Below are 26,347 nucleotides of genomic sequence, written 5' to 3' on the forward strand. Positions count from 1 at the left end.
CCCCGGGGGGACCCATCATGACCGACTATACCGACGGCAACATCGATACCAATCGCAGCGCCAACCCGCATCTGAACGACCTGATCGAGGTCCGCTATTCGCGCCGCCAGACGCTGATGGGCGGCCTCAGCGCCGCGACCGCCGCGGTGTTCGGCGGCATGCTGCTCGCCGGTTGCGACGACGACGGTGGCAACGGGTCGAGCCCGGTCACCGTGACCGCAGGGTCGAGCGCCAATGCGGCCGCCGGTCGCCCGGTCACGCTGACCGGCAACGCGATCGGCCAGGTCGACAGCGTCGCCTGGACCCAGGTGAGCGGCCCGACCGTCGCGCTGACCAACGCCAATACCGCGACCGCGAGCTTCATCGCGCCCGGCGTCGCGAACGGCACCGCCCTGGTGTTCCGCTTCACCGCGACCGCGGCGAGCGGCACAACCACCGCAGAGACGACGGTCACGATCGGCGGCGCCTCGCTCGGCTTCACCGCCGTGCCCAAGAGCCTCGCCGACGTGGTGGCGGTGCCGGCCGGCTATAATGTCACCGTGCTGTACCGGCTGGGCGATCCGATCGCGAGCGGCGTCTCGGCCTATGCCAACAATGGCACCGACACGAACTTCGCGCGCCGTGCGGGCGATCACCATGACGGCATGAGCTATTTCGGCCTGTCCGCCGCCGGCGCGCCCGATGCGAACGGCAACACCCGTGGGCTGCTCGTGCTCAACCACGAGAACATCACGCAGGCCTATCTCCACCCGAACGGCCCGACCACGGTCGCGGGCGTCCGGCCCGAGGCCGAAGCCTTGAAGGAAATGGAGTGCCACGGCGTGTCGGTGGTCGAGGTCAACCGCGCGACCGACTGGAGCTATGCGCCGACGTCGAGCTTCAACCGTCGCATCACGCCGCTGACGCCGATGAGCTTCTCGGGGCCGGTGCGCGGGGCCGATACACTGAAGACGCGCTATTCGACCGACGGCACTGCAGGCCGCGGTACGATCAACAACTGTGCCAACGGCACGATGCCGTGGAACACCTACCTGACCAACGAAGAGAATTGGGTCGGCTATTTCCGCCGCGAGGTCGGTGACGCCGCACGTCGCGCCGCGACCGGCGCGGTCGGGGTCAAGGCCAACACCTCGCTGACCCGCTACGGCAAGCCCGAGAGCAACACCGGCGGCAATTACGGCTGGGCGACCGTCACCCCCGCCGACACGACCAGCACGCTGTATGCGCGCTGGAACATCACCGCGCAGGCCGGCGCGCCCGCCGACGGCACCGGCGACTTCCGCAACGAGATCTTCCAATATGGCTGGGTGGTCGAGATCGATCCGTTCGATCCGGCCTCGACGCCGCGCAAGCGCACCGCGCTCGGCCGCATGAACCACGAGGGTTGCCAGATCGGCCGCACCATCGCCGGCGTGAAGCCCGCCTTCTACATGGGCGACGACGCGCAGAACGAATATATCTACAAGTTCGTGTCGAACGCAGCGTGGTCGGCCGCCGACGCGACCAACGCCAACCGCCTCGCGATGGGCGACAAATATCTCGACGCGGGCACGCTCTACGTCGCCAAGTTCAATGCCGACGGATCGGGCCAGTGGCTGCCCCTGGTCTACAATACCGGGGTCCTGACCTCGGCCAACGCGACCTATGCGTTCTCGAGCCAGGCCGACGTGCTGACCAACGTCCGGCTTGCCGCCGACGTGTTGGGGGCGACCAAGATGGATCGCCCGGAATGGACCGCGGTTAATCCCGCGACCGGCGAGATGTACTGCACGCTGACCAACAACGCGTCGCGCACCGCGGCGGGCGTCGATGCGTCCAACCCGCGTGCGTACACCGACCCGAAGACCGACGGACGCGCCGCCGGCACCGGCAACGTCAACGGCCACGTCATCCGCCTGCGCGAAAGCGGCGACAGCTCGGAAGCCACGACGTTCGCCTGGGACATCTATGCGTTCGGTGCGGGCAGCGATCTCGACGCGGCCAACATCAACCTGTCGGGCCTTGACGCGACCAACGACTTCTCGTCGCCCGACGGCATGTGGTTCGGGCTGCCCAGCAACGCATCGGGGTTGATCACGCCGGTCCTGTGGCTGCAGACCGATGACGGCGCCTACACTGACGTCACCAACTGCATGATGCTGGCGGCGATCCCGGGCACGGTGAACGACGGGGCCACCCGGTCGGTCACCAACACGCTGGGCGGGGCGACGAGCACGGTCACGACGCGGATCGGCAAGGCGCCGGGTGCCTCGCTGCGCCGCTTCCTCGTCGGGCCCAAGGAGTGCGAGATCACCGGCATCCATTCGACTCCGGATGGCCGCTCGCTGTTCCTCAACATCCAGCATCCCGGCGAGAACGCGACCAACCCCAACGCGCCGACCAGCAACTGGCCAGCCAACCAGTCGGTCGCCGCCGCCGGACAGCGCCCGCGCTCGGCGACGGTGGTGATCACCAAGGCGGACGGGGGTGTGGTCGGGCTGTAAGGCTCCACGTGTCGATCCTCCCCCGCAAGGGGGAGGCGGCACGCGTAGCGTGACGGAAGAGGCGGGAACGCCACGGCGGCTCCGTGTCCTCCCCCTCCGTCGCCGTTGGCGCCACATCCCCCTGGCGGGGGAGGATCAGGCGGACAGCGTCCTTTGTACCGCGCTGCGCCACCCTGCGGTCAGCGCGGTACGCGCCGCTCCGCCCATCATCGGCGTGAACACCGCCCCCTGCCGCCACGTCCGCGCGAGCGCGTCCAGCCCCGACCACATCCCCGTCGCGAGCCCGGCATGGAACGCCGCGCCCAGCGCCGTCGTCTCCAGATGCACCGGCCGCTCGACCGGCACCTGCAGCATGTCCGCCAGGAACTGGCACAGCCAGTCGTTCGCGGCCATCCCGCCGTCCACGCGCATCGCCGCCGGCACCGCGCCGCCGTCCGCGACCATCGCCTCGGCCAGATCGAGCGTCTGGTACCCCACGGCTTCCAGCGCCGCGCGCGCGAGATGCGCCTGCGTCGCGCCCAGCGTCAGCCCGAAGATCGCGCCGCGCGCGTCCGGATCCCAGTGCGGCGCGCCCAGTCCGACGAACGCCGGTACCATGTAGACGCCGTGATTGTCGGGGACCCGCGTCGCCATGTCGTGCGTCTCGTGTGCGCTGGTGATGACGCCGATTCCGTCGCGCAGCCATTTGACCGCCGCCCCTGCAACGAAGATCGAACCTTCGAGCGCATAGGTCATCCGCCCGTCCAACCGATAGGCAGGCGTCGTCAGCAACCGGTGGTCCGACGCGACCGCCTGCTCGCCGGTGTTGAGCAGCATGAAACAGCCGGTGCCATAGGTCGACTTGGCCATGCCGGCCGCGAAGCACGCCTGGCCGAACAGCGCCGCCTGCTGGTCCCCCGCCATCCCCGCGATCGGGATCGGCGCGCCGAAGCAGGTCGTGGTCCCGAACACATGCGCGTTGTCGTGGACGTCGGGCAGCATTGCCATCGGCACGCGGAACAGCCGGCACAGCTCGGCGTCCCAGCATTGCTCGCGGATATCGTATAGCAGCGTGCGCGCGGCGTTGGTGACATCGGTCGCATGGACCGCGCCGCCGGTCAGCCGCCACAGCAGGAAGCTGTCGATCGTCCCGAAGACGAGTTCGCCCCGCTCGGCCCGCGCGCGGGCGCCGGGTACTGCATCGAGGATCCAGGCAAGCTTGGTCGCGGAGAAATAGGGATCGATCAGCAGCCCCGTGCGCGCCCGGACCTCCGCCTCCGCACCGTCGGCCTTCAGATCGCGGCACAGATCGGCGGTCCGGCGGTCCTGCCACACGATCGCAGGGTGGATCGCGACGCCGTCGGCGCGGTCCCAGACCACCACCGTCTCGCGCTGGTTGGTGATCCCGATCGCGGTGATCGGCACGCCCGCCTCGGCAATCGCCTGTCGGGCTGTCCCCAGCGTGTCGCGCCAGATATCCTCGGGATCATGCTCGACCCAGCCGAGTTCGGGGTAACGCTGCGCAAGTTCGGTCTGCGCGGTTGCCACCGCCCGCGCCCGATCGTCGAACACGATCGCGCGCGTCGACGTCGTGCCCTGATCGATCGCGAGGATGTGGGACAACGGCGCTCTCCTTGTACGCCGTCGTCCCTATCGCAGGCTTGCTCTTACGCCCAGAGGATGTCCGTCGGGGCAACGACCTGCTCGCCGACGAAGCCGATATGCAGGTCCAGCGTGCCGTCGCCGCCGAGATCGACGTCGACATAGCTGAGCCCGCCGCTGTGGGTGATGGTGAACGAATCCGCCGCCCCCGTGCGCACCGCGAGCAGGTCGATCCGGTCCACCCCGGTCTCGAAGTCGACGATCAGGTCGCGGCCCGCGACCGTCGAGTCCGCCGCCTGCATGTAGCGGAAGATGTCCGCGCCCGCACCACCGAACAGCGTGTCGGAGCCCAGGCCGCCGACCAGTACGTCGTTGCCCAGCTCGCCGAGCAGCGTGTCGTTGCCCTGCCCGCCGTACAGCGTGTCGTTGCCGAACCCGCCGAGCAGCGCGTCGCCGTCCTGGTTGCCGAACAGCATGTCGTCGCCCTCGCCGCCGACCAGCGTATCCATCCCGAACCCGCCGTTCAGCGTGTCGTTGCCGTTCGCACCGAACAGGATGTTGGCGCCCGCATCGCCCGTGAGCGTATCGCCGAAGCTCGAGCCGAGGAGATATTCGATCCCCGACAGCGTGTCGGTGCCGGCACCGCCGGTGGCCTGAGCCTGCCCCTGCAGCAACAGCGAGACGGTGACACCGGCTGCGGCGTTGGCGTAGCCGGCGACATCGACCCCGTCGCCACCGGCGATGACGTTGATCCCCTTGCCACCTTCGAGCACGTCGTTGCCCGCACCGCCGCTGAGCGAGTCGTCGCCCTGCCCGCCATAGAGCTGGTCGTCGCCCGCGCCGCCATCGAGCGTGTCGTTGTCCTGGTTGCCGTACAGGATGTCGTCGCCGTCGCCGCCGACCAGCGTATCGTTGCCGGTGCCACCGTTGAGGACGTCGTTGCCGAGATTGCCGTACAGCACGTCGTCGCCGGCATCGCCGAACAGCGTGTCGTTGTTCTGGCCACCATAGAGCGTGTCGTTGCCGACACCGCCGTAGAGCGTATCGTTACCCTGGTTGCCATAGAGCGTGTCGTTGCCGCCCTGCCCGTACAGCGTGTCGTTCCCGGTCAGACCGTTGAGCGTGTCGTTGCCCGCGGTGCCGTTGAGCGTGTCGTCGCCCGCGGTGCCGTTGATGATGCTAGGCAGCGCGAAGCGGCCGACGACCTGGTCATGGTCGGTGGCGCGACCCGCCGAATCGGGCTGCTCGGCGTTGTAGTGCACCACGTCGAACTGCGCGCCGTTCAGCAGCCCGCCGGTCACGATGATGTTGTCAAATGCCTGGACGTTGCCCTCGAACAGATAGGAGTAGCGTTCCTCCTCGGTCAGCAGCGTGTAGAGGTTCGTCAGCACGCCGCCTGCCGTCAGCGCCTGCTGGCCGGTCTCGTAATAATAGCCGTTGAAGTCGCCCATGATCGCGACGTTGAGCGCCGGGTCGGCGGCGAGCAGCCCGTCGACATAGGTCCGCAGCTGCATGTTCTGCGCGGTGCGCGCGCCGTCGCCAGCCTGGTCCGCAGGCTGCGTATCGCCGAACGCCGCGTCCGATCCGCCGCGCGAGGTGAAGTGGACGTTGATCGCAGTGACCTTCTGCCCGTTGAACAGGAAGTCGGCGGCGAGCGGCGAGCGCGTGCCGACATAGGCCGAACCGCCGACCGTCACCGCGCTGCCCGCGATGTAATCGACGCGGGCGTCGTTGTAGAGATAGCCGTTGCGGATGTTGCCGCCCGGCTCGCCACCGGTCGAGTTGGCCGTGGTCGGCGCGACCTCCACATAGGTGTAGGTCGGACCGCCGGCGGCGACGATCGCGTCGATCAGCGCCTGCGCCGTGACCTGGCCCGACAGGTTCGATCCGTTGCCGGCGCCGTCGGCGTCCTGGATTTCCTGCATCCCGATGATGTCGGGCGCGCCGAGCGCGTAGCGGATCTCGTTGGCGAGCAGGTTGAACTTCACCGCGCCATCGCCCGGATCGAGATTCTCGACGTTGAAGCTCGCGATCGTCAGGTGATCGGCATCGCCCACCAGCGTCGTGGTCTCGCGCGTCGGCGGTGCCACGTCCTGCAACACGGTCACGGCTTCGGTCACCAGCACTTCATAGTTGGAGAAGGCGTAGTTCATGATGCCGGTGACGTTGCTCAGCACGTCGCCCTGCGTGTGCGACGGCGCGTAGCCGGCGAACAGGTCGCTGTCGGCATCGATCTGCAGCCGTTCGGGATTGTCGTCGCCTGCCGACAGGGTGATGCCGCCACGAGCGTTGAGCCCGGTCGCACCGACACCTGCCGACGCGACGACATAGGTCTCGCCGAACGCGTTGGTCGCGGCGACCACCTGCGGCGTCTCGATCGTGACGCGCATGCCCTCCATGCTCTCGTAGAAGTCGATGCCGTCGGTCGCGGGATCGAACGAGGTGAAGCCGTCGTCGTCGATCACCTCGCTCGGCGGCAACAAGCCGCCAGCACCGATCACGATCGCGTCGGGCAGCGCGTTGCCTTGCGACACCACCGTCACGTTGGTCGGGTTGGAGAGCTGCGTGACGCTCAGCGATCCGACGCCGCCGACGAATTCGGACACCGTGGCGCTGACGTTGACCAGATCGCCGACGCGAACGGTCGGGGCGGTCGAGGTGAAGACGAGCACCGCATCCGACGTCGCGCGGTTGCCGTCGCCGACCTGCGACTGGATGTAATAGCCGTTATTGTCGACCGCAGTGACGATGCCGGTCGTTGTGACGAGCTGCCCGACATAGGCCGAGCGATGCCCTGCCCCCTGGATGTCGTAGATGCCGAGCGTCAGCGGGTCGTCGTTGACGATCGTGCCGACCGCGGTGCCGTCCGAGATCGTGATGTTGCCGACCGCGTTGCCGAGGTCGATTCCGAACGTCTCGTTGAGCTCGCCGACGGTGTCGCCGACGACGCCGATGACGATCTGCTGCGACGAGACGCCCGCCGCGAACGTGACCGTTCCCGACATCGGCGTACCCGATACGAGGTCGGATGCGTCGGCATTCCCGTTCAGATGGAGCGTGTAGTCGACCGATGCGGCGGTCGCGCCGCCGCCTGCGCGCGTGACGGTGAAGACCATCTGCGTGATGCCGCTATTGCCCTCCTGCACGCTCGCGTCCGCAATCCGGACGAAGCCCGGCGAGGTCGCCGACAGGAAGTTCTGGCCGGTGTTGAGCGCGCCGAACGTGTTCTGCTGCGCCTGTGCCCAGCTGAAGTCCGAATAGTTCGACCCGTCGCCGGTCAGCTGCAGCGAGAAGCCCTCCGCGACGCCCTCCTCGGACACGCCGATATCGATGCTGGTCATGCCGGCGGCCGCGCCCGCGGTCGCGGTCATCGGCCCTTCGTAGGACAGGAACTGCACCACGGACCCGCCGGGGCCGACCAGCGCGATGCCGTCCGGCGAGCCGTTCTGGATACCGCCCGCGGGGCCCGCGAAGGCGAGCGTGCCATAGCCGTCGTCCTGGTCGACGATCACGCCGCTGAGCGCCTGCGTCGCGTACACGCCGCCGCCATTGCCGTTGTAGAAGACGAGCGAATAGCCGGTCAGATCGGTGCCTGCGACGCCGGCGATCTCGACGCCTTCGCCGGCATCGGTGCCGGCGTCGTCGTAATGGATCTCGTTGATGAAGACGTTGGCGACGTCGTCGTTGCGGATCGTGCCGGTCGCGGTCGGATCGGCCAACGTCGCGCCGACCGGGTCGCTCAGCGTCACGCTGAACGTCTCGTTGCCCTCGGGGCGGACGTCGCCTGCGACCTGGACGATGACGGTGGCGGTAGTCGCACCAGCGGCAAAGCTGACCGTGCCGGTCAGCGGCTGCGACGCGAGATCATCGGCGCCTGCGGTGCCGTTCAGCACGATCGCGTAGCTTGCCGAGGCGGCGCCGGTCGTCACGCCGTCGCGCGTGACCGTAAACGTCAGCGCGGTGGTGCCGGCATTGCCCTCGACGACCGACGCATCGGCGATCGACAGCGTGACACCCGTCGGGTCGGTGTCGTCGTTTACGATCGTGCCGGTCGCGACGCCGTCGGTGATCGTACCTGCCGATGCGTTCGACAGCGTGACCGAGAAGGTCTCGTTCGGTTCGAACTGCGTGTCGCCCACCACCGATACAGAAATCCGTGCCTCGGTCTGGCCGTCGGCGAACGACACCTGGCCGGTGACCGCGCCGGTCAGGTCGGCGGCATCGGCGGTACCCGCGGTGACCGCATAGTCGAGCGTCACTGCGCCCGCGCTGCCCCCGGCGCGGGTCACGATGAACTCGATCGTGCTGGTGCCGGCATTGCCCTCGGTGATGCTGGCGTCGGCGATCGAGACGCTACCGACTGCGGCGGTTCCGCCGACGGTGAAGTTCGCCGGATAAGGGACGCCCGCGGTATCGTTCTGCGTCCAGAGTGATTCGTTGGCGATGTTGGCGAGGATCTCCTCGCGCGTGCCGGTCAGCGGGCCGGTATAGGCGGCGTTGTCGGCGGCGAAGGCGAGCGCGGTCTCGCCAAAGGTCAGTCCGGTCGGGACCGCCGAGGTGTTGGTGTTGGTCGCGTCGGCCGCATAGGTCGTGTTGCCATCGGCGAAATCGACTGCGAACAGCACATTAGGGGCGGTCGCGTCGCCGGTGTAGGCGATGATCTGATCGCCCGCCGTCGACGGGTTGAACGCCCCCGTCAGCCCGGAGATCGTGACGACGGTGCCGATCGCGGTACCCGCCGGGACGGTGTAGGACATGGTGCCTTCGTTCGTGCGCAACCCGCCCGCGGCCAGCCAGCCATTGTCGGTGAAGTTGATCGTCTGCCCCGAGAGATCCGCGAGAATCACGAACGAGAAGGATTTGACGCCCGTATCCGCGCCGAAGCCGACGATCGCGATATCACCCAAATTTGCCATGCCACTAGAACCCCTGTCTGCACTCGTCGGCCCCGCGGCCGAATCGGATAGACGCGCAAACGCAATCACGCGAATGCGCCATCATTCCCGCGACATGGCAGCAGGATGCAACAGATTCGTGACAGTGACGTCATTGCGTCGTCACCGAATTCTCAGGCGCTGGCGATGTCCGAGAGCGGCGCGCGGTTGTGCCGCAATGCCTTGAGCACGGTGTCGACGATCGCATCCGAATCGAGTCCCGCCTGGGCGTACTGGACCTCGGGCTTGTCCTGGTCCTGGAACGTGTCGGGCAGGCGCAGCGTGCGGATCTTGAGCCCGCCGTCGGTCAGCCCCTCGTCCGACGCCAGCGTCAGGACATGCGCGCCGAGACCGCCGACGGCGCCCTCCTCGATCGTCACGGCGACCTCGTGCGTCACGAGCAGGCGGCGGATCAGCGCCTCGTCGAGCGGCTTGGCGAAGCGGAGGTCGGCGACGCTGGTGCTCAGGCCCTTGGCCTCGAGCACGTCGGCGGCCTTGAGCGCTTCCTCGAGCCGCGTGCCAAGGCTGAGGATCGCGACCGTCTTGCCCTCGCGAACCATCCGGCCCTTGCCGATCTCAAGCAGCATCGGGGTCTCGGGCAGCGCGACGCCGGTGCCGTTGCCGCGCGGATAGCGGACCGCGATCGGGCCGCTGTCGTGCTGCGCCGCGGTGTGCGTCATGTGCACCAGTTCGGCCTCGTCCGCCGCCGCCATCACGACGAAATTGGGGAGCGTCGCCAGATAAGTGATGTCGAACGACCCGGCGTGCGTCGCGCCGTCGGCGCCGACCAGCCCGGCGCGGTCGATCGCGAAGCGGACCGGCAGGTTCTGGATCGCGACGTCGTGGACGACCTGGTCATAGGCCCGCTGCAGGAAGGTCGAATAGATCGCGCAGAACGGGCGCATCCCCTGCGCGGCGAGACCTGCGGCAAAGGTCACGCCGTGCTGTTCCGCGATGCCGACGTCGAAGAAGCGGTCGGGATAGGCTTTCGCGAACGGATCGAGCCCGGTGCCCGACGGCATCGCCGCGGTGATCGCGCAGATCCGCGGGTCGGTTGCGGCTTCCTTGACGAGCTGCGCGCCGAACACGTTCTGGTACTGCGGCGGGCCCGGGGGCGCCTTGGTCTGGATGCCGGAGATCACGTCGAACTTCTGCACGCCGTGATACTTGTCCGCGGCGGCCTCGGCGGGGGCATAGCCCTTGCCCTTCTTGGTCACGACATGGACCAGGATCGGGCCTTCCTCGGCATCGCGGACATTTTCCAGCACCGGGATCAGATGCTCGAGATTGTGGCCGTCGATCGGGCCGACATAATAGAAGCCCAGTTCCTCGAACAGCGTGCCGCCCATCGTCATGCCGCGCGCGAACTCGTCGGTCTTGCGCGCCGCCTCGGCGAACGGCCGCGGGAGCTTGCGTGCGAGCCGCTTCAGCTGCTCGCGCAGGCCCAGAAAGCCGCGACTCGACACGATTCGGCTGAGATAGGCCGACAGCCCGCCGACCGGCGGTGCGATCGACATGTCGTTGTCGTTGAGGATGACGACGAGCCGGTTGCCCGCCGCCTGCGCGTTGTTCATCGCCTCATAGGCCATGCCCGCGGACATCGATCCGTCGCCGATCACGGCGATCGCCTTGCCGGGCTTGCCCGCGATCTTGTTCGCGGTTGCAAAACCCAGGGCCGCCGAGATCGACGTCGACGAATGCGCCGCGCCGAACGGATCGTATTCGCTTTCCGACCGCTTGGTGAAGCCCGACAGCCCGCCGCCCTGGCGCAGCGTGCGGATGCGGTCACGGCGCCCGGTCAGGATCTTGTGCGGATAGCATTGATGGCCGACGTCCCACACCAACGTGTCGCGCGGCGTGTCGAAGACGTAGTGAATCGCGGTGGTCAGCTCGACCACGCCCAGCCCCGAACCGAGGTGACCGCCGGTGGTGCCCACCGCGGAAATCGTCTCGGCGCGCAGCTCGTCGGCCAGTTGGCGGAGCTGGTCTGGCTTCAGGTCGCGGAGGTCGGCGGGTGACGTGACCGTGTCGAGCAGCGGCGTTGCGGGGAAATCGGACATCGGCCCGGCATAAACCAGGTGATGGAACGTGTCGATTGTTACCGACTATCGCGGTACGATCGCCCGATGGACGCGCTCACGTACCGCCCCGCCACCGAGGCGGACATTCCCGCGATCGCTGCGCTGATGGCGCGCGCGATCGACCGGTTGCAGGACGCGTTCCTGACGCCGGCGCAGGTCGTCGCGAGCCGCGCGGTGATGGGACTCGATACCCAGCTGATCGCCGACCGGACGTATTTCGTCGTGCATGATTCGGATGGCGCGCTGGTCGGCTGCGGCGGGTGGAGCCGGCGAGCGACTCTGTACGGCGGCGATCATAGCGTGTCGCTGCGCGACGCAGCCTTGCTCGATCCGGCGACCGACGCGGCGCGGATCCGGGCGATGTACACCGACCCGGACCGGGCGCGGCGCGGGATCGGACGATTGATTTTGTCGCTGTGCGAGACGGCGGCGCGCGACGCTGGGTATGCCCGGGCGGAAATGATGGCGACGCTGACGGGCGAGCCGTTGTACCGCGCGTGCGGCTATGAACCAATCGAGCGGATCGCGACGCCCGGGGATGTGCCGGTGCCGATGGTGCGGATGGGGAAGAGGCTGGGCTAGACAGACCCTCGATCCTCCCCCGCCAGGGGGAGGTGGCGCCGAAGGCGACGGAGGGGGCGGACACGGAACCGATGTCGCCCTTTCCGCCCCGTCCGTCAGGCTTCGCCTGCCACCTCCCCCTGGCGGGGGAGGATAGAGGAGCCGGAGCCCCTCACCCCGCGCACGCTGCGCAGACGCCGCGGACCTCGATCACCGGGCGGACCGGCGCGAATCCTGCCGCTTCGGCCGCGCGGCGGACGCCCTGCGTGACGGGGTCGTCGTCGATATGCGTGGTTTGGCCGCATTTGTCGCAGACGAGGAAGATGCAATCGTGGATGCAATCGGGGTGTGCGTTGGCGACATAGGCGTTGGCGCTTTCGACCCGCCGCGCGACGTTTGCCGCCACCAGCAGGTCGAGGATCCGGTAGACGCTGTTCGCGGCGACGCGGCGCCCTTCCACCTTCGAGACCGCCTCGGCGATGTCATAGGCGCTGGCCGGCTTGTCGAACCCGGCGAGCGCGCCGAACACGCTCGCACGCATCGCGGTCCATTGCTCGCCCGATTTCTCGAGCGCGGTCCGCGCGGCGGTGGTCAGGTCGTCGCCCTGCGGTTCGCGGTGTTTGTGCACTGTTGCCATGCCGCGAACTTAAGGCCGCGCGCCGCTGGCAACAAGCCGGCGCCTCGCCTATGTACGCGGCATGCTCCAGCCCAGCGCCGCCTTCATCAAGGTCCGTCCCCGTGCCGTCGCGATCTGGCTGTTCGCGGTCGCGGCGATGATCGTCGGCATCGTCGTCGTCGGCGGGATCACCCGGCTGACCAATTCGGGCCTGTCGATCACCGAATGGAAGCCGATCACCGGCATCGTTCCCCCGCTGACCGCGGCGCAGTGGCAGGCCGAGTTCGCCAACTACCAGCGCATTCCCGAATATACCCAGCTCAACAGCGGCATGACGCTCGACGGGTTCAAGGCGATCTTCTTCTGGGAATATCTCCATCGCGCGCTGGCGCGGACGATCGGGCTCGCCTTCGCGGTGCCGCTGATCTGGTTCGCGATCCGCAAGCGCATTCCGGCCGGCTATGGCTGGCGGCTGACCGCCCTGCTGTCGCTCGGCGCGCTGCAGGGTGCGATCGGCTGGTGGATGGTGTCGTCGGGTCTCGCGGTGCGTACCGACGTCAGCCACATCCGCCTCGCCGTCCACCTGATGACCGCGCTGGTGACGCTCGCCGGGATCGTGTGGACCGCGCTCGACCTGATCGCGCTGCACCGCTCGCCGCTCGCGGCCCCCGCGCGGCTCGCGACTCCGGCGATCGTCGCGCTCGCGCTGCTGTTCGTCCAGCTCGTCTACGGCGCGTTCACCGCAGGGCTCGATGCGGGCTATGCGTTTGCGAGCTGGCCGCTGATGGGCGACGCGCTGTTCCCCGCGGGCGCGCCGATGCTGTCGCCCGGCTGGACCAACGCGGTCGACAATCCGGTGGTCGTGCAGTTCATCCACCGCTGGTTCGCATTCGCCGCCGCCGCCGGGCTGCTCTGGCTCGCAGTCGCCGCGACCAAGGCGGGCAGCCAGGCGGGCTTCTGGGTCGTCGGCCTCGTCACGCTGCAGGTCATGCTCGGGATCGCCACGCTGATGACCGGCGTGCAGATCCATGTCGCGGTCTCACACCAGGCGAACGCGGCGCTCCTGCTGGTTTCGGCGGTCTTCGCCGCGCACGCGATCGGCCGCCCAGCCCACGGGTAACATGATACCCGTCAGCAAAGCGGCGGAAAGCTTGACTTATCGGCGCCCTTTGAACATTAGGCCCGCAACCGCGCTGGTCTTCGGACCGGCGCGTTTGCATTCTATCTGGAAGGTCCAACGCCCATGAAGGCGCTCATGAAGACCACCAAGTCGGCCAAGCCGTTCGAGGTGGAGAAGAAATGGCATATCATCGATGCCGAAGGTCTGGTCGTCGGCCGCATGGCGTCGATCGTCGCCAACATCCTGCGCGGCAAGCACAAGACCAGCTTCACCCCGCATGTCGACTGCGGTGACAACGTGATCATAATCAACGCCGACAAGGTCCGCTTCACGGGCAACAAGGCCGCGAAGAAGGTTTATTACCGCCATACCGGCTACGCCGGCGGCATCAAGGGCATCACCGCCGCCAAGGTCCTCGAAGGCCGCTTTCCGGAGCGCGTTCTCGAAAAGGCCGTCGAGCGCATGATTCCCCGTGGTCCGCTCGGCCGCGAGCAGATGCGCAACCTGCGCATCTTCAAGGGCACCGAGCATCCGCACGAAGCCCAGAACCCCGAAGTCCTCGACATCGGCTCGATGAACCGCAAGAACAAGGTGGGCAACTGATGTCCGACAACCGCCAGTCGCTCGCCGATCTCGCGAGCCTGACCAACCAGCCCGCCCCGGCAGCACCGACCGCGCAGACGGTTCCGGCCGCCGAGGGTGACATCCAGGCACCCGTCTCGAACGAGCCGGTCCGCGAGCCGATGCCGCTGCGCGAGCAGATCCTCGACAAGCAGGGCCGCGCCTATGCGACCGGTCGCCGCAAGGACGCCGTCGCACGCGTCTGGATCAAGCCGGGTTCGGGCAAGATCACGGTCAACGGCCGCGATCAGGAAACCTATTTCGCCCGTCCGACTCTGCGTCTGGTGATCAACCAGCCGTTCACGATCGCCGAGCGCGATGGCGCTTATGACGTCGTCTGCACGGTCAAGGGCGGTGGCCTTTCGGGCCAGGCCGGCGCGGTCAAGCATGGCATCAGCCAGGCGCTGACCAAGTTCGAGCCGATCCTGCGCGCACCGGTCAAGGCGGCAGGCTTCCTGACCCGCGACAGCCGTACCGTCGAGCGCAAGAAGTACGGCAAGGCGAAGGCCCGTCGCAGCTTCCAGTTCTCGAAGCGCTAAACCGCTTTTACAGTATCGCGTACGAAGAGGGCGGTCCGGCAACGGGCCGCCCTTTTTCGTTTGGGGTTCGCCGGGGGCCAGCCCTATCGTCATCGCGACAGCGCCTCCGGCGCGTCGATCCGTGGACATCCCGGGAGAGGCTATGCTGACGGTCTTGCTGATGGTGACGGCGCCGATAGAGGTGCGCCGCGACGGCCCTCCCCTCTCGCTGGAACGCGCGCGGCAAATGAGCGCCGCGCAACTCGGCGATACGGTGCTCGCACCTGGCCATCCCGCCATCGTGGAAGCCAGCGTCGGTCCGGAGGGGATGGGCCCGCTTCCCTTCCCCGGCACGCCCGTGGCGAGCGAGATCAGGCTCTATACCGCCGCGCAATTGATGGCCGGATCGGGGTTTTGTCGGAAGAACAAGGTGACCGTCACCTTGCGACCGGTTTTGCCCCAAGGAGGCCAACTGCCGCCGGCACCAGCCGAAACCGCATCTTCGACCGCGTTGTATCGATGGGCAGAGCGTACGAACCGCGCGATCAAATGCGAAGCCGGACACCATGAATTCTTTCAGCTGGACCCCACCCTGGCGGATCGCAGCTTTGCCGTGATCCGCCTGCTCGACCGTTCGCGCCGGGGTGCAGATCGGCGACCACAGGTTACGATTGACGACCAAGCCGCGCGGTCGATGCGCGATTACGTCAACAAGCTTCCATCCGAAGCACGCGGCCTGCCCAAGGAGGCGATCACGCCGATCGTGAACGGGCGGGTCGCGCTGCAGAAGTTTCCGATCTCGAGCATCACCATGATCAGGCCCTACGCGAAGGCCTGGGACGAAAACCTGCTGACGGTGGCCGATTTGCACGATGCGACGGGAAGGGCGCTTGAAGCGGTGACCATTTTCGCGGGCGGTGAGTGGCTTGCGGGGATCGTGCTCGATGGCGACAGGATCACGACCATCCGCTTTATCAAGGCTATTCCCCCACCGTTTTGATCCATCCTTGGCACGGTCATGTCTCGTCGGGTGACGACGGACACTGCAGCCCTTTGCCCCCTGCCCCGCACCCCGCTAAGGCTCGCGGCATGACCGGCACCAACCTCACGCTCTACAACAGCCTTACCCGCCAACTCGAGGCGTTCGCGCCGATCCATCCGGGCAAGGTCGGCATCTATTCGTGCGGGCCGACGGTCTACAACTACGCGCATATCGGCAACCTGCGCGCGTACGTCTTCACCGACACGCTGTCGCGCGTGCTGACGTGGAAGGGGTACGACCTCACCCACATCGTCAACATCACCGACGTCGGCCACCTGACCTCCGACGCCGACGCCGGCGACGACAAGATGGAGGCCGCCGCGCGCGCCGCGAACCAGGATATCTGGGCGATCGCACGGCATTACACCGACGCGTTCAAGCGCAACCTGAGCGACCTCAACATCCGCGAACCGTCGCGCTTCCCGCTCGCGACCGATCACGTGCCCGAGATGATCGCCTTCGCCGAGCGCATCGCCGACGCGCATTGCTACCAGCTGCCCGACGGCCTGTATTTCGATACGACGACCGTTCCGGACTACGGCAAGCTGGCGCGCTCGCAGGACGATGTCGGCGAAGGCCGCATCGACCCCGTCGCCGGCAAGCGCCACCCGCAGGACTTCGCGATCTGGCGCACCTCGCAGCCCGGCGAGAACCGGCAGATGGAATGGGACTCGCCCTGGGGCCGCGGTGCACCCGGCTGGCATCTCGAATGCTCGGTGATGAGCAAGAAATATCTGGGCGCGCAGTTCGACATCCACACCGGCGGGATCGACCACCGCGAGATCCACCACCCCAACGAGATCGCGCAGAACCAGGCAGATTGCGCCTGCGCGGATACCGGCGCCAACCTGTGGATGCATAACAACTTCCTGGTCGAACGCTCGGGGAAGATGAGCAAATCCGGCGGCGACTTCACGACGCTGCAGACGCTGGTCGACCGCGGCTTCCACCCGCTCGCCTATCGGCTGATGTGCCTGCAGGCGCAGTATCGCAGCGAGCTGGAATTCTCGTGGGAGAATTTGGCGGCGGCGACGACGCGGCTCAAGCGGCTCGCGATCACGGTCGACGCGCTGCATGCGCGCCCCGCTGGCGGCCCGTCGGGCAGCGCGGCGGCGTATCGCGACCGGCTCGACGAGGCGGTGTCGGACGACCTCGGCACGCCGCGGGCGCTGCCGATCCTCGACGAGCTGCTGGGCGACAAGCGCGTGTCCCCGGCCGACCGGCTGGCGGCGCTCGCCGATTTCGACGCGGTCCTCGGTCTCGACCTGCTGACGCTCCGCCGCGAGGACCTGCGCGTCCGCCCCGTCGACGCGACGATCGACGAAGCGACGATCGAAGCGCATCTCGCCGAACGCCGCGACGCCCGCGCCGCGAAGGATTTCGCGCGCTCCGACTCGATCCGCGACACGCTGGTCGCCGCCGGGGTCGAGGTCATGGACGGCGACGCGCTCGCCTGGGATTGGAAACTGTCATGAAAGCCGTGCTCCCCGCGCTCGCCCGCCCGCTGCTCGACACCAAACTGCCGTCCGACCTAGACGTCGCGTGGTTCACCACGCCGGACGAAGCGAAGGCGATGATCGCGGACGCCGACATCGCCTGGGTCGATTTCCATCCGCAGGGCCTGATCCGCGATGCGGTGCGCGCAGCCGGTACGCAGCTCAAATGGGTGTCGACCATCTATGCCGGGCTCGACGCGTTCCCGCTCGACATCGTCCGCGAAAAGGGTGCGATCCTGACCAACGGGTCGGGGCTCAACGCCGAGACCGTCGCCGAATATGCAGTGATGGGCGTGCTGGTTGCCGCCAAGCGCCTCGACCAGATCGTCCGCGCGCAGGACCGCCGCGAATGGCTGAAGGACGCGCCGGGCAAGACGGTGCTGTCGGGCAGCCGCGCGCTGATTGTCGGCTATGGCACGATCGGGCGGATGATCGGCGACCGGCTGGCCGCGTTCGGCGTCGACGTCACCGCGGTGACGCGCAGCGGCCGCGACGGCACGCTGACGCCCGACGCCTGGGCTTCGCGACTCGGCGAGTTCGACTGGGTGATCCTCGCCGCGCCGTCGACGGGGTCGACCAAGGCGGTGATCGGGGCCGCCGAGCTGGCCGCGATGAAGCCGACCGCCTGGCTGGTCAACATCGCGCGCGGCGACATGATCGACGACGATGCGCTGGTCGCCGCGCTCAAGGCAGGCGATATCGCCGGTGCGTTTCTCGATCCGACCAACCCCGAGCCGCTGCCCGCCGATCACCCGCTCTGGTCCGCGCCCAACGCGATCGTCACGATGCATCTGTCGGGGCGCAGCCAGACGACGATGTTCACGCGCGGCGCCGCCTTGTTCCTCGAGAACCTGACCGCGTTTCTCGCCGGGCAAGCGATGAAGAACGTCACCGACCCCGCAGCCGGATACTAAACCGTCACCCCAGCGAAGACTGGGGTCTTTGGCGACAGGACGGGACAGGAGCCGCAAGAGACCCCAGCCTTCGCTGGGGTGACGAAAGCGCAGGGGTGCAGCAAAGCTCCCGCACCATACGCGCAGCGCCCACCCCAAGCTTTCCTACGTTGCCAAGACGGGGCTACGGGCGCATGCCGCTTCCCACCTGAAAAAAGCGACGGAACGATCATCATGGCCGCGAACTGGGCCCCCGACAGCTGGACCCACGCCGAAGCGCGTCAGCTCCCGAACTATCCCGATGCGGCAGCACTCGACGCCGCCACCGACACGCTGGCGAGCTTCCCCCCGCTCGTATTCGCGGGCGAGGCGCGCAACCTGACCGCGAGTCTCGCTGAGGTCGCCGCGGGTCGTGGCTTCCTGCTGCAGGGCGGCGACTGCGCCGAGAGCTTTGCCGAGCACAGCGCGAACAACATCCGCGACACGTTCCGCGTGATCCTGCAGATGGCAGTCGTCCTGACCTTCGCGTCGAAGCTGCCGGTGGTGAAGCTCGGGCGCATGGCGGGCCAGTTCGCCAAGCCGCGCAGTGCCGATACCGAGACGATCGACGGCGTCGAGCTGCCCTCGTACCGCGGCGACAACGTCAACGACATCGCCTTCACCGCAGAGGCACGCGCGCCCGATCCGCAGCGGATGATCCGCGCCTATTCGCAGTCGGCGGCGACGCTCAATTTGCTGCGCGCGTTCGCGAGCGGCGGCTATGCGAACCTGCACCAGGTGCATCGCTGGACGCACGACTTCATGGGCCGCAGCCCGTGGTCGAAGAAATATGCCGAGACCGCGGACCGGATCGGCGAGGCGCTCGAGTTCATGGCGGCGTGCGGGATCGATCCCGAGACCGTGCCGCAACTGGCGCAGACGAACTTCTACACCAGCCACGAGGCGCTGCTGCTGCGCTACGAACAGGCGCTGACGCGGCAGGATTCGCTGACCGGCGACTGGTACGACACCTCGGCGCATTTCCTGTGGATCGGCGACCGCACGCGGTTCGAGGGCAGCGCCCATGTCGAGTATCTGCGCGGCATCGGCAACCCGATCGGCGTCAAGTGCGGGCCGAGCCTCGAGCCGGACGCGCTGCTGCGGATGCTCGATACGCTCAACCCCGGCCGCGTGCCGGGCCGCATGACGCTGATCACGCGCTACGGCTTCGACAAGATCGAGGCGCATCTGCCCAAGCTCGTGCGAGCGGTGACGCGCGCGGGACATCCGGTGGTGTGGAGCTGCGACCCGATGCACGGCAACGTCGTGAAAGCCGCCAACGGCTACAAGACGCGGCCCTTCGACCGCATCCTCGCCGAGGTCCGCGGGTTCTTCGCGGTGCACCGCGCCGAGGGCACGCACGCGGGCGGCATCCATGCCGAGATGACCGGGCAGAACGTCACCGAATGCACCGGCGGCGCGGTCGACGTCACCGAGCAGAGCCTCGCCGACCGCTACCATACGCATTGCGACCCGCGCCTCAACGCCGGCCAGAGCCTGGAGCTCGCCTTCCTGCTCGCCGAGATGCTGAATGCCGAGATGGCCGAGCGCAAGAAGGTCGCGGCCTGACAAAAACCACCGGGGGCGCGCAACCCGCTTGACGCCCCCGGCGCGGTTCCGTAGACGCGCACCTCTGCTATGCGGCCCCTTCGTCTAGCGGTTAGGACGACGCCCTCTCACGGCGTAAGCACGAGTTCGATTCTCGTAGGGGTCACCATTTCCCGCTAAAGCGCGGAAATAGCCGGATTCACGTCATCTTTACCGTCCATGTGTACAGAACATGGGTACAGAACGACGTGAAGAAGACCAGCATGGCGTCCCCCTTCGCCGATCCCAGGACCGGCCAGCTCTACTTCAGGCGGGCGGTTCCCGAGGCCTTGCGCGCCGCGTTCGACGGCAGGGCCGTCGTGAAGGTCTCGCTCCGCACCAAGGACGCAGCGCTCGCCAAGGTCGGCTTCGCGCGCGAGAACGCCGCCTTCGAGGCGACGCTTGCGGATGCGCGCCGCCGGATGGCGGAGGGTACGCTCATACCCACGCCAGCCGCGCTCGTGCGTCGTTGGTGCGAGGGGCCGGCGTCAGGGAAGGGACTGTCCGGAACCCAGCGACTCGTGATGACCTTCATGGAGCTCGACGCCGCGGCGGGCGGGCGGGGTTCGAGCACGCTCAAGGACGAGTTCTATCCGCCGGCCATCCTCGGGCCCGCCTCTAACACGGACTGGGACGCGGTGGTCCGCGACGCAGGCCGCTTCGAGGCCCTGGTCACCGATGCCTATGGCGGCAGCATCGAGCAGACGGGGACCAACTGGATTCGCCTGCGGTGGCGCGAGCCCGAGGCGGCCTGGCGGCCGTGCCTCGTCGGCCCGGTCGAACGGCTGCGCGCGTTCGACACGGGTGCCGAACGGTTCTCGGACGACGAGATCGCCAGGGCCCTGCTGGCCGTGGTCGACGAGAGGCGCTCCGGGGACGAGGAGGCCAACCGGGCGCGGCTGGCTCACACCCGTCCCCGCGCGACGAGTTCGAGACTGCGGCCGAACCTGCGGCTGAAGGAGCTGTACCGCGAGTGGAAGGCGGGCAACGAACCGCGGCCGCAGACCGCCGGCGAGTACGAGGCGGCGGTCGACGACTTCATCGACTTCGCTGGCGACGTGCCCGTGTCCACGATCGACGCGGACCTGCTCTACGACTACCGGGACGAGGCCGCCAAGCTGCCCGCCACGATGCCGCGGGCGGACAGGTCCCTGCCCTTCACGGACCGTGTGAGGAAGCACGCGGACAAGCTACCGAAGTGCGCGCCGCCGACGCTGAAGAAGCGGGTCGGCGCGCTCCAGGCGCTGCTGACCTACGCGTTCCAGCAGCGGTGGACGCCGCTCAACACGGGCAGCGGCATCCGGATCGTCGGCTACACGAAGAGCAGGAGGACGCGGCGGAGCTTCGAGGACCACGAGCTCGCGACACTGTGCTCGTGCCCGCTGTTCACCGACCCCTCGACCTGGAGCGCCACCTCCCGGATCCGGGACGCGAGCGTCTTCTGGATCTTCCTGCTGTCGATCACGACGGGTGCCCGCCTGGAGGAGATCGGACAGGTCGCGCTCGCGGACGTCCGCCGCGATGGGGATGTCGTCTATCTCGACATCGACGAATACGCCGGCGAGGACGACGCGGCGGCCAAGAGCGTGAAGACCGACGATTCGATCCGCCTCGTGCCCGTGCACGGGAAGCTCCTCGAACTGGGCTTCCTCGACTACTGCGACGCGCTGGGGAGGCTCGGCCAGACCGAGCTCTTCCCCGACCTGAAGGCGAACAGCGTCGGCAAGCGCACGAAGGAGGCGAGCCAGAAGATCAACCGGATCATCGATCGCCATGTATCCAGCGACCAGCGCCTCGTCTTCCACTCGCTGCGGCACGCCTTCAAGGCGATGGGGAACGATGCGGGTCTGAGCGATCGGACCCTGGATCAGATCTGCGGCCACGCGCCCGTGAGCACGGGCGGCCGCTACGGATCGGAACCACGGATCCGCACCATTCACCGCGATCTTCACCGCATCGACTTCTCCTGCATCGACTGGACGAGGATTGCGAATGGCGTTCGTAGCCTGGAGTGGAAGAACGTCGTCATCGCGCAGCGCCCGTTGCCGCCGGGCGCGATCTAGGTTGGATACTGGTTCGTCGAAGGCAAAAGTAGGCGATGGCGACGCCGATCGTGATGCAGCTCAATCCGCCAGTGCTCGCGTTACCGGCGCGCGGTGCCAAGGAGGGGCTTCCTCGAACAGCTGAACTATCCACCGGACGAACGCCTCGGTTCGCGCCGGCATGAGACGAACGGACGGACGAAGGAGATGGATGCCACCATCGGTCTCGAAACTCCATTCGGGCAATAGCGGCGTCAGCGTGCCCTCAGCGAAATCCCGTGCCATGGACCACTCACCGAACGCGACGATACCGATGCCCTGTCTTGCAGCCTCCACGAGCGCGGTAATGTCGTTGGAACGATAGGGTGCTGTCAGTCTAACGCGAACCACTCTCCACACGATGCACTTCGGGTTTGAGCGCGGCAGCCTAGCTTGCCAGGATCTGCCACTCCGCCAGAGCTGCGGAGCGTCGTTCCTTGTAGGTTTGTCGGTCGATGAGGTGGCGTTCGAGACTGAAGTGGTTGTGGATGTTGGCGTGCACGGAGGCGAACTTCTGCAGTGTCTTCATCTGCCGGAACCGTAGCATCGCTCGCTCTCGTCTTCGGAACGGCAGGTGACTGTTCTCCACCCGGTTATTGGCCCAGCGTCCGACCTCCTGCTTCTCGCGGTTGCCCAACTCGTTCATTGCCGCTCCGTAGGAGCGAAGGCCGTCAGTAGTGATCGCTTCGGGTAAGCCGTGCCGTTTCAGCGCCTTTCTCATGAAGGCAAGCGCCGCGGCCTTGTCGCGGCTTCTTGTAACGTAGCTCTCCAGTACCTCGCCCTCGTGATCCACCGCCCGCCACAGGTAGACCATCCCACCATTCAGCTTCACGTACATCTCGTCCAGACGCCAGCGCCAGTGACGGAAGCCTCGCATGCGGCTTACGCGCTGGCGGCGGATGTCGCCTGCGAACAGCGGACCAAACCTGTTCCACCACAGGCGCACCGTCTCGTGGCAAATGTCGATGCCCCGCTCGAACAGCAGATCTTCCACGTTCCGCAGCAACAGGGGAAAGCGGACATACATCAGCACCACCAGCCGGATCACCTCCGGCGACGAGTTGAAGTAGCGGAACGGCGAGGCTGGCTTGCGGGCGCGAGGCATGGCTACTCTCCTACCCTGCCCTCCTTACCAGCCGGTGCATTTGGTTTGACGGAGCCATCCAGATGTCATCGCCACGTTTCCAGAGCACCGGGGCACGCGATGCGCGTGGCTCGATACCGAACGTCATTCGCCGGTTACTTGCAGCGCGAGACCGGGGCGTTCTCGTCGTTGCGGATTCCGCTGCCCGAGGTGTCGCGATCGTCGCGGACCGCGAACGAGGCGATCTCGCTAATCGTCGTGGCGGGTGCCCAGGTGGTGGAGATGATCGGCGTGTAGGCCACCGCGAGTTCGGCGAAGACGACGGGACCGGTCGCGGACGCGGTGACCTTCGCGGTCGAGGGGCCCATGCCCTTGAACGCGGAGCCATTCGCGCCTGTACCCTCGGTACCGTAGTTGGAGGCGAACGCCATGCCGCCGAAGCAGCGCTGCCACTGGATCCACTGCCCGCCCGAGCTGTTGACGGTTAGGCCGGAGAGGATGATGCGGCCCTTGTTGCGCATGTCGAGCGAGCCGCCTTGCAGCGCACCGCCGGTGAACAGGTCGTTGATCTGGCGTTCGGTGATCGGACGGTTGCGCAGCACCTCCTGCACGCCGATCCGCGAGGCGTTGTCGGCGACCTGCAGCGCGAGCTGGCTGACGCGCTGGCGGGCGAGCGTGAAATTGGCGATCTCGATGCCGTAGAAGACCAGGGTCAGCAGCACCGGGAGGACGAGCGCGAACTCGATCAGCGCGAGGCCGTGCCGGTCCGCGACGAGCGCGCGCAGGGGGCGATGCCTCATGCGCATGTCCTGAGCGGCGCGGCGGCCTGGTCGCTGGACGGCTGGTTGCGGAGCAGCGTCGTCGAGGTGAGGTTCATCTGGCCCCTGGTCTGCCCGAACGGCAGGAAGCTCGCATAGGAAACGATGGCCTTGAGCAGGACAACGTCCTTCGACCCGCCGATGCCGGTCGTGCCCCCCTCGCGATCCCAGCTGTTGTTGTTGTTGGCGTCGACGTAGGATTCGCCCTTGTTGCAGGTCCCGTCGTGATTGCCGTCGACATATTCCTCGACCTTGGCATCGGCGTCGCGATAGTCGTGATAGGCGGTCAGCTCGAAGTCGACATCGGCGCCCTTGACCAGTTTGTGGACCTGGTCGCGCACGCGGTCTTCGATCGCCGCCTGGCGGGCCTCTGCGCTCGCATCCTCGAGGCTCATGTCGCGCGCCGCCTTCTGCATCTCGCCGTCGAGGACGGACTGGACGTAGAGCGTGTGGCCGGCGCCGAGCCCGCCGACGATCATCGTCAGCAGGACCGGCGCAACGATCGCGAACTCCATCAGCGCGGCGCCGCGCGTGTCGCGCAGGAACGGGCGCATCAGTGCGTCACCCGCAGCTGCGAGATCCGCGCGGCGATGTCCGCGAAGGTCGTGTTGAGTTCGGCCGCGTTGTCCGCCTGATAGGCGCGGTTGGGCGAGGCGCAGTCGGACAGCAGCGACGTCAGACTGGTGCCGAACGCGATCACCCAGACGGTGATGTTCTTCTTTTCCTTCGCCACCGTGCACAGCCGTGACAGCCGGTCCTCGACGATGCCGTCCTGCTCCGACTTGGTCGGCAGCCTGTTGAGGGGGGTGCGGCGGCGATCGAGCGCGGCGAGGCCGTAGGCGTCATAGTCGGCGATATTGGTCTCGGTATCGCCGTCGGTCATGAAGATGAGATTGCGCGCGATGTTGCCGCCGCTCGCGGACGCGGCGTTCTCGGACGCGAACAGCCCTTCGGCGGACATCAGTCGCAGGCCCCAGAGCATGCCGATGTCGTGATAGGTGCGACCGCGCGGGACAAGCGCTTTCAGATAGTTGGTGAAATCCGATTTTTCCGTGGTCGTACGGATCGCCGCGAGCTTGCGCGCGGCTGCCGGACAGGCGGCGAAGTCAGTTTTGTACGATGACAGTGCGACATAGTTGTTCGAACTGTGCGTGACCGGGTCGAACTGCCAGCCGGTGATCACGCCAGCGCCGGCGGGAGTATAGTTGGTTACTGAGCGCGCCCAGACTAGGTCAGGCAGGAACGGGCGCCACTGGGTTCGCGCATCGCTGGGTATGGGCACCATGTCGATGTCAAGATCATAGGCTGTGCCGGTCTCGTAAGGACGTAGCGTCTGGCGCTCCTCAATGCAGGCGCCCTGGCTGCTATTGCCCCAGTTGATTGTCTTGGCGGTAAAGTTGTTGCCAATCATTAGCGTCGCGCTGCCGCCGGCCATGAGCCCCGACGAATTCGATCCCTTCACGATCCCGACGGGAAAGGCAATCTTCTTGTAGTTCCAGTAATAAGTGTAGCCGTCAGCCTTATCTTGCCCGGCATTCGGGTTCGCGATGACGTTGTCCGTGAAGGTCTGTACCGAGTTGGTGTATGTGGTCTTCTTGATGATGCAAACGCCCGCACTGTTGCGCGATGCCGAGTAGGTACTGCCGTTGCGCGTACGGGTGCCGGAGCGGGACCGGGGCACGGCTGTGTTGGACGGCGACCATGCCGAATAACTCGTGTTAGTCTTGTCGTCATTGGCCGGGGCGACGCAGCTTTCCGATGGTCCTGTGGTTTCGGTGACCACTGGCGGCGGGGACCATGCCGAGGTATCTGTTTCCTTCGGAATTGTGTCACCTTCCTTGCCGCCATCCTTGGGGACCGGCGGGCCGTCCTGTTCGCGCGACTGGTACTCGGCGTTATCGACCATCCAGTCGCGCTTGAGCAGCAGGCCAACGTTCACCGTAGAGGAATAAGGGACGAAGCCGTAGCGGACCTGCGAGGCGGGCGACTGTGCATTGTTAAGCGTCGTATAAAAGTCGGTTACAGCTTGGCGAAGCGCAGCGATCTTGCTCTGCGAGTCGCCCGTATTGGTCTCCGACATCGACAGTGTCGTATCGAGCACGAACATGATGTCGCTGTTGGGCAGCTGGAGCTGCGCGTCGCAGGTCGCCTCAAGCGGGATGCTCGCAAAGCCGAAGATCTTCATGATCGTCGTGGTGACGACGACTCCCGCCTTGCCGTGGACGATCATATCGTTGCCGACGTCGTACGCCATGGTCAGCGCGGTGGTGCCGTACTGGCCGGTCGCGAAGTTGAGGTTGAAGAACCGGTTCGCCGCGTCGCGCGCCGGCGTGTCGAAGGTCGAGGCGCTCATCGCGCGCCGTCCGCCGAGCACCGCCGCGTCGCACGCATTCTGCAACCGCGACTTGACCAGATAGGCGCGACTCATGTCGAGCGCACCGCCGATCATACCCATCAACGGCAGAAGAGAGAACGCAAACAAAATAAGCGTGTTGCCGCGAACATCGGACTTGAATGCAGCTAGTCGTCCGAACCCGATCCTCATCGGATCCCCCTTAGATAACTCATTCAACCGTTCTTGGGATAATTATCTTTAATTTCGATTTAATTTGTGATTGTTTATCGCTTCACGAAGGAGCTGACACGGCCTACTCGCACGGTTTTTGAGAACGCTGATCGGATGCGATGCGCAAGGGCGATGCCGTTTGTGAAGCTTGCCTGTTCTCTGGCACCGAGACAAAAGCTGCCTTTTACGCTTCGGCATTCATAGCACCAGCCAATCGCTCTCAGCA

At 66.8% G+C, this 26,347-nt stretch carries 19 protein-coding genes and 1 tRNA gene; 11 read left to right on the forward strand and 9 right to left on the reverse strand.

Going from position 1 to position 26,347, the window contains the following annotated elements:
- Window positions 1-17: 17 nt before the first annotated feature.
- Complete coding sequence (locus FSB78_RS09790; RefSeq protein ID WP_147082268.1) at window positions 18-2,483, forward strand: PhoX family protein; 2,466 nt, start codon at window positions 18-20, stop codon at window positions 2,481-2,483.
- A 135-nt stretch (window positions 2,484-2,618) separates the two neighbouring features.
- Here the strand turns inward: FSB78_RS09790 and glpK are convergent, their stop codons facing one another.
- The 3 genes from glpK to dxs form a co-directional block, all read right to left on the reverse strand.
- The gene (gene glpK, locus FSB78_RS09795) at window positions 2,619-4,085 is read right to left on the reverse strand and encodes a glycerol kinase GlpK (protein ID WP_147082270.1); all 1,467 of its coding nucleotides are present in this window, start codon (window positions 4,083-4,085) and stop codon (window positions 2,619-2,621) included.
- Between the two features lie 44 nt (window positions 4,086-4,129).
- Window positions 4,130-8,980 (reverse strand): Calx-beta domain-containing protein, encoded by a 4,851-nt coding sequence (locus FSB78_RS09800; RefSeq protein ID WP_147082272.1) that lies wholly within the window; start codon window positions 8,978-8,980, stop codon window positions 4,130-4,132.
- Between the two features lie 152 nt (window positions 8,981-9,132).
- Window positions 9,133-11,058: a 1-deoxy-D-xylulose-5-phosphate synthase gene (gene dxs, locus FSB78_RS09805; protein ID WP_147082274.1), complete on the reverse strand. Its 1,926-nt coding sequence runs from the start codon at window positions 11,056-11,058 to the stop codon at window positions 9,133-9,135.
- 66 nt (window positions 11,059-11,124) lie between these two features.
- Between dxs and FSB78_RS09810 the strand changes: the two genes are divergently transcribed.
- Window positions 11,125-11,661: a GNAT family N-acetyltransferase gene (locus FSB78_RS09810; protein WP_147082276.1), complete on the forward strand. Its 537-nt coding sequence runs from the start codon at window positions 11,125-11,127 to the stop codon at window positions 11,659-11,661.
- Window positions 11,662-11,812: 151 nt separating this feature from the next.
- On the opposite strand, the gene FSB78_RS09815 is transcribed toward FSB78_RS09810, so the two are convergent.
- Entirely contained in the window at window positions 11,813-12,277 is a 465-nt protein-coding gene (locus tag FSB78_RS09815) for a Fur family transcriptional regulator (protein ID WP_147082278.1), read from the reverse strand.
- 61 nt (window positions 12,278-12,338) lie between these two features.
- On the opposite strand from FSB78_RS09815, the gene FSB78_RS09820 reads away from it, so the two are divergent.
- From FSB78_RS09820 to FSB78_RS09860, 9 genes are all read left to right on the forward strand, one after another.
- Window positions 12,339-13,376 (forward strand): COX15/CtaA family protein, encoded by a 1,038-nt coding sequence (locus FSB78_RS09820; RefSeq protein ID WP_147082280.1) that lies wholly within the window; start codon window positions 12,339-12,341, stop codon window positions 13,374-13,376.
- Window positions 13,377-13,499: 123 nt separating this feature from the next.
- Entirely contained in the window at window positions 13,500-13,979 is a 480-nt protein-coding gene (rplM, locus tag FSB78_RS09825) for a 50S ribosomal protein L13 (protein WP_147082282.1), read from the forward strand.
- A complete protein-coding gene (gene rpsI / locus FSB78_RS09830; protein WP_147082284.1) occupies window positions 13,979-14,536 on the forward strand; it encodes a 30S ribosomal protein S9 in 558 nt (185 codons plus the stop codon). Before rplM ends, rpsI begins: the two co-directional genes overlap by 1 nt.
- Before the next feature lie 142 nt (window positions 14,537-14,678).
- Window positions 14,679-15,515 (forward strand): hypothetical protein, encoded by an 837-nt coding sequence (locus FSB78_RS09835; RefSeq protein WP_147082286.1) that lies wholly within the window; start codon window positions 14,679-14,681, stop codon window positions 15,513-15,515.
- 89 nt (window positions 15,516-15,604) lie between these two features.
- Window positions 15,605-17,032: a cysteine--tRNA ligase gene (cysS, locus tag FSB78_RS09840; protein ID WP_147082288.1), complete on the forward strand. Its 1,428-nt coding sequence runs from the start codon at window positions 15,605-15,607 to the stop codon at window positions 17,030-17,032.
- The gene (locus FSB78_RS09845) at window positions 17,029-17,967 is read left to right on the forward strand and encodes a D-2-hydroxyacid dehydrogenase (RefSeq protein WP_147082290.1); all 939 of its coding nucleotides are present in this window, start codon (window positions 17,029-17,031) and stop codon (window positions 17,965-17,967) included. Before cysS ends, FSB78_RS09845 begins: the two co-directional genes overlap by 4 nt.
- 213 nt (window positions 17,968-18,180) lie before the next feature.
- Window positions 18,181-19,554, forward strand: a complete 1,374-nt coding sequence (locus tag FSB78_RS09850; protein WP_147082292.1) for a class II 3-deoxy-7-phosphoheptulonate synthase — start codon at window positions 18,181-18,183, stop codon at window positions 19,552-19,554.
- Between the two features lie 73 nt (window positions 19,555-19,627).
- Window positions 19,628-19,702, forward strand: a tRNA-Glu gene (locus tag FSB78_RS09855).
- 79 nt (window positions 19,703-19,781) lie between these two features.
- A complete protein-coding gene (locus tag FSB78_RS09860; protein ID WP_147082294.1) occupies window positions 19,782-21,635 on the forward strand; it encodes a site-specific integrase in 1,854 nt (617 codons plus the stop codon).
- A gap of 60 nt (window positions 21,636-21,695) precedes the next feature.
- On the opposite strand, the gene FSB78_RS09865 is transcribed toward FSB78_RS09860, so the two are convergent.
- From FSB78_RS09865 to FSB78_RS09885, 5 genes are all read right to left on the reverse strand, one after another.
- Entirely contained in the window at window positions 21,696-22,013 is a 318-nt protein-coding gene (locus FSB78_RS09865) for a LysR substrate-binding domain-containing protein (protein WP_338419966.1), read from the reverse strand.
- Between the two features lie 28 nt (window positions 22,014-22,041).
- Window positions 22,042-22,758, reverse strand: coding sequence for an IS6 family transposase (locus tag FSB78_RS09870; RefSeq protein ID WP_147082296.1), 717 nt, complete (start codon window positions 22,756-22,758; stop codon window positions 22,042-22,044).
- A gap of 134 nt (window positions 22,759-22,892) precedes the next feature.
- Window positions 22,893-23,537 carry a TadE/TadG family type IV pilus assembly protein gene (locus FSB78_RS09875; protein WP_158637992.1) on the reverse strand — a complete coding sequence of 215 codons (645 nt, stop codon included), beginning with the start codon at window positions 23,535-23,537 and terminating at the stop codon, window positions 22,893-22,895.
- Window positions 23,534-24,109 (reverse strand): TadE/TadG family type IV pilus assembly protein, encoded by a 576-nt coding sequence (locus FSB78_RS09880; protein WP_147082300.1) that lies wholly within the window; start codon window positions 24,107-24,109, stop codon window positions 23,534-23,536. The genes FSB78_RS09875 and FSB78_RS09880 overlap by 4 nt, the downstream gene beginning before the upstream one ends.
- Window positions 24,109-26,100, reverse strand: a complete 1,992-nt coding sequence (locus tag FSB78_RS09885; RefSeq protein ID WP_147082302.1) for a pilus assembly protein — start codon at window positions 26,098-26,100, stop codon at window positions 24,109-24,111. Before FSB78_RS09885 ends, FSB78_RS09880 begins: the two co-directional genes overlap by 1 nt.
- Window positions 26,101-26,347 lie beyond the last annotated feature (247 nt).

The sequence above is a fragment of the Sphingomonas ginsenosidivorax genome, assembly GCF_007995065.1.
Classification (GTDB): domain Bacteria; phylum Pseudomonadota; class Alphaproteobacteria; order Sphingomonadales; family Sphingomonadaceae; genus Sphingomonas; species Sphingomonas ginsenosidivorax.

What these genes read in the sequence shown, in the direction of transcription:
- rplM (WP_147082282.1), top strand. Translation starts at nt 13,500, where the DNA reads ATGAAGGCGCTCATGAAGACCACCAAGTCGGCCAAGCCGTTCGAGGTG.
- FSB78_RS09835 (WP_147082286.1), top strand. Translation starts at nt 14,679, where the DNA reads ATGCTGACGGTCTTGCTGATGGTGACGGCGCCGATAGAGGTGCGCCGC.
- FSB78_RS09820 (WP_147082280.1), top strand. Translation starts at nt 12,339, where the DNA reads ATGCTCCAGCCCAGCGCCGCCTTCATCAAGGTCCGTCCCCGTGCCGTC.
- FSB78_RS09810 (WP_147082276.1), top strand. Translation starts at nt 11,125, where the DNA reads ATGGACGCGCTCACGTACCGCCCCGCCACCGAGGCGGACATTCCCGCG.
- rpsI (WP_147082284.1), top strand. Translation starts at nt 13,979, where the DNA reads ATGTCCGACAACCGCCAGTCGCTCGCCGATCTCGCGAGCCTGACCAAC.
- FSB78_RS09815 (WP_147082278.1), bottom strand. Translation starts at nt 12,277, where the DNA reads ATGGCAACAGTGCACAAACACCGCGAACCGCAGGGCGACGACCTGACC.
- FSB78_RS09880 (WP_147082300.1), bottom strand. Translation starts at nt 24,109, where the DNA reads ATGCGCCCGTTCCTGCGCGACACGCGCGGCGCCGCGCTGATGGAGTTC.
- FSB78_RS09845 (WP_147082290.1), top strand. Translation starts at nt 17,029, where the DNA reads ATGAAAGCCGTGCTCCCCGCGCTCGCCCGCCCGCTGCTCGACACCAAA.
- FSB78_RS09850 (WP_147082292.1), top strand. Translation starts at nt 18,181, where the DNA reads ATGGCCGCGAACTGGGCCCCCGACAGCTGGACCCACGCCGAAGCGCGT.
- dxs (WP_147082274.1), bottom strand. Translation starts at nt 11,058, where the DNA reads ATGTCCGATTTCCCCGCAACGCCGCTGCTCGACACGGTCACGTCACCC.
- FSB78_RS09875 (WP_158637992.1), bottom strand. Translation starts at nt 23,537, where the DNA reads ATGAGGCATCGCCCCCTGCGCGCGCTCGTCGCGGACCGGCACGGCCTC.
- cysS (WP_147082288.1), top strand. Translation starts at nt 15,605, where the DNA reads ATGACCGGCACCAACCTCACGCTCTACAACAGCCTTACCCGCCAACTC.
- FSB78_RS09800 (WP_147082272.1), bottom strand. Translation starts at nt 8,980, where the DNA reads ATGGCAAATTTGGGTGATATCGCGATCGTCGGCTTCGGCGCGGATACG.
- FSB78_RS09885 (WP_147082302.1), bottom strand. Translation starts at nt 26,100, where the DNA reads ATGAGGATCGGGTTCGGACGACTAGCTGCATTCAAGTCCGATGTTCGC.
- FSB78_RS09790 (WP_147082268.1), top strand. Translation starts at nt 18, where the DNA reads ATGACCGACTATACCGACGGCAACATCGATACCAATCGCAGCGCCAAC.
- FSB78_RS09870 (WP_147082296.1), bottom strand. Translation starts at nt 22,758, where the DNA reads ATGCCTCGCGCCCGCAAGCCAGCCTCGCCGTTCCGCTACTTCAACTCG.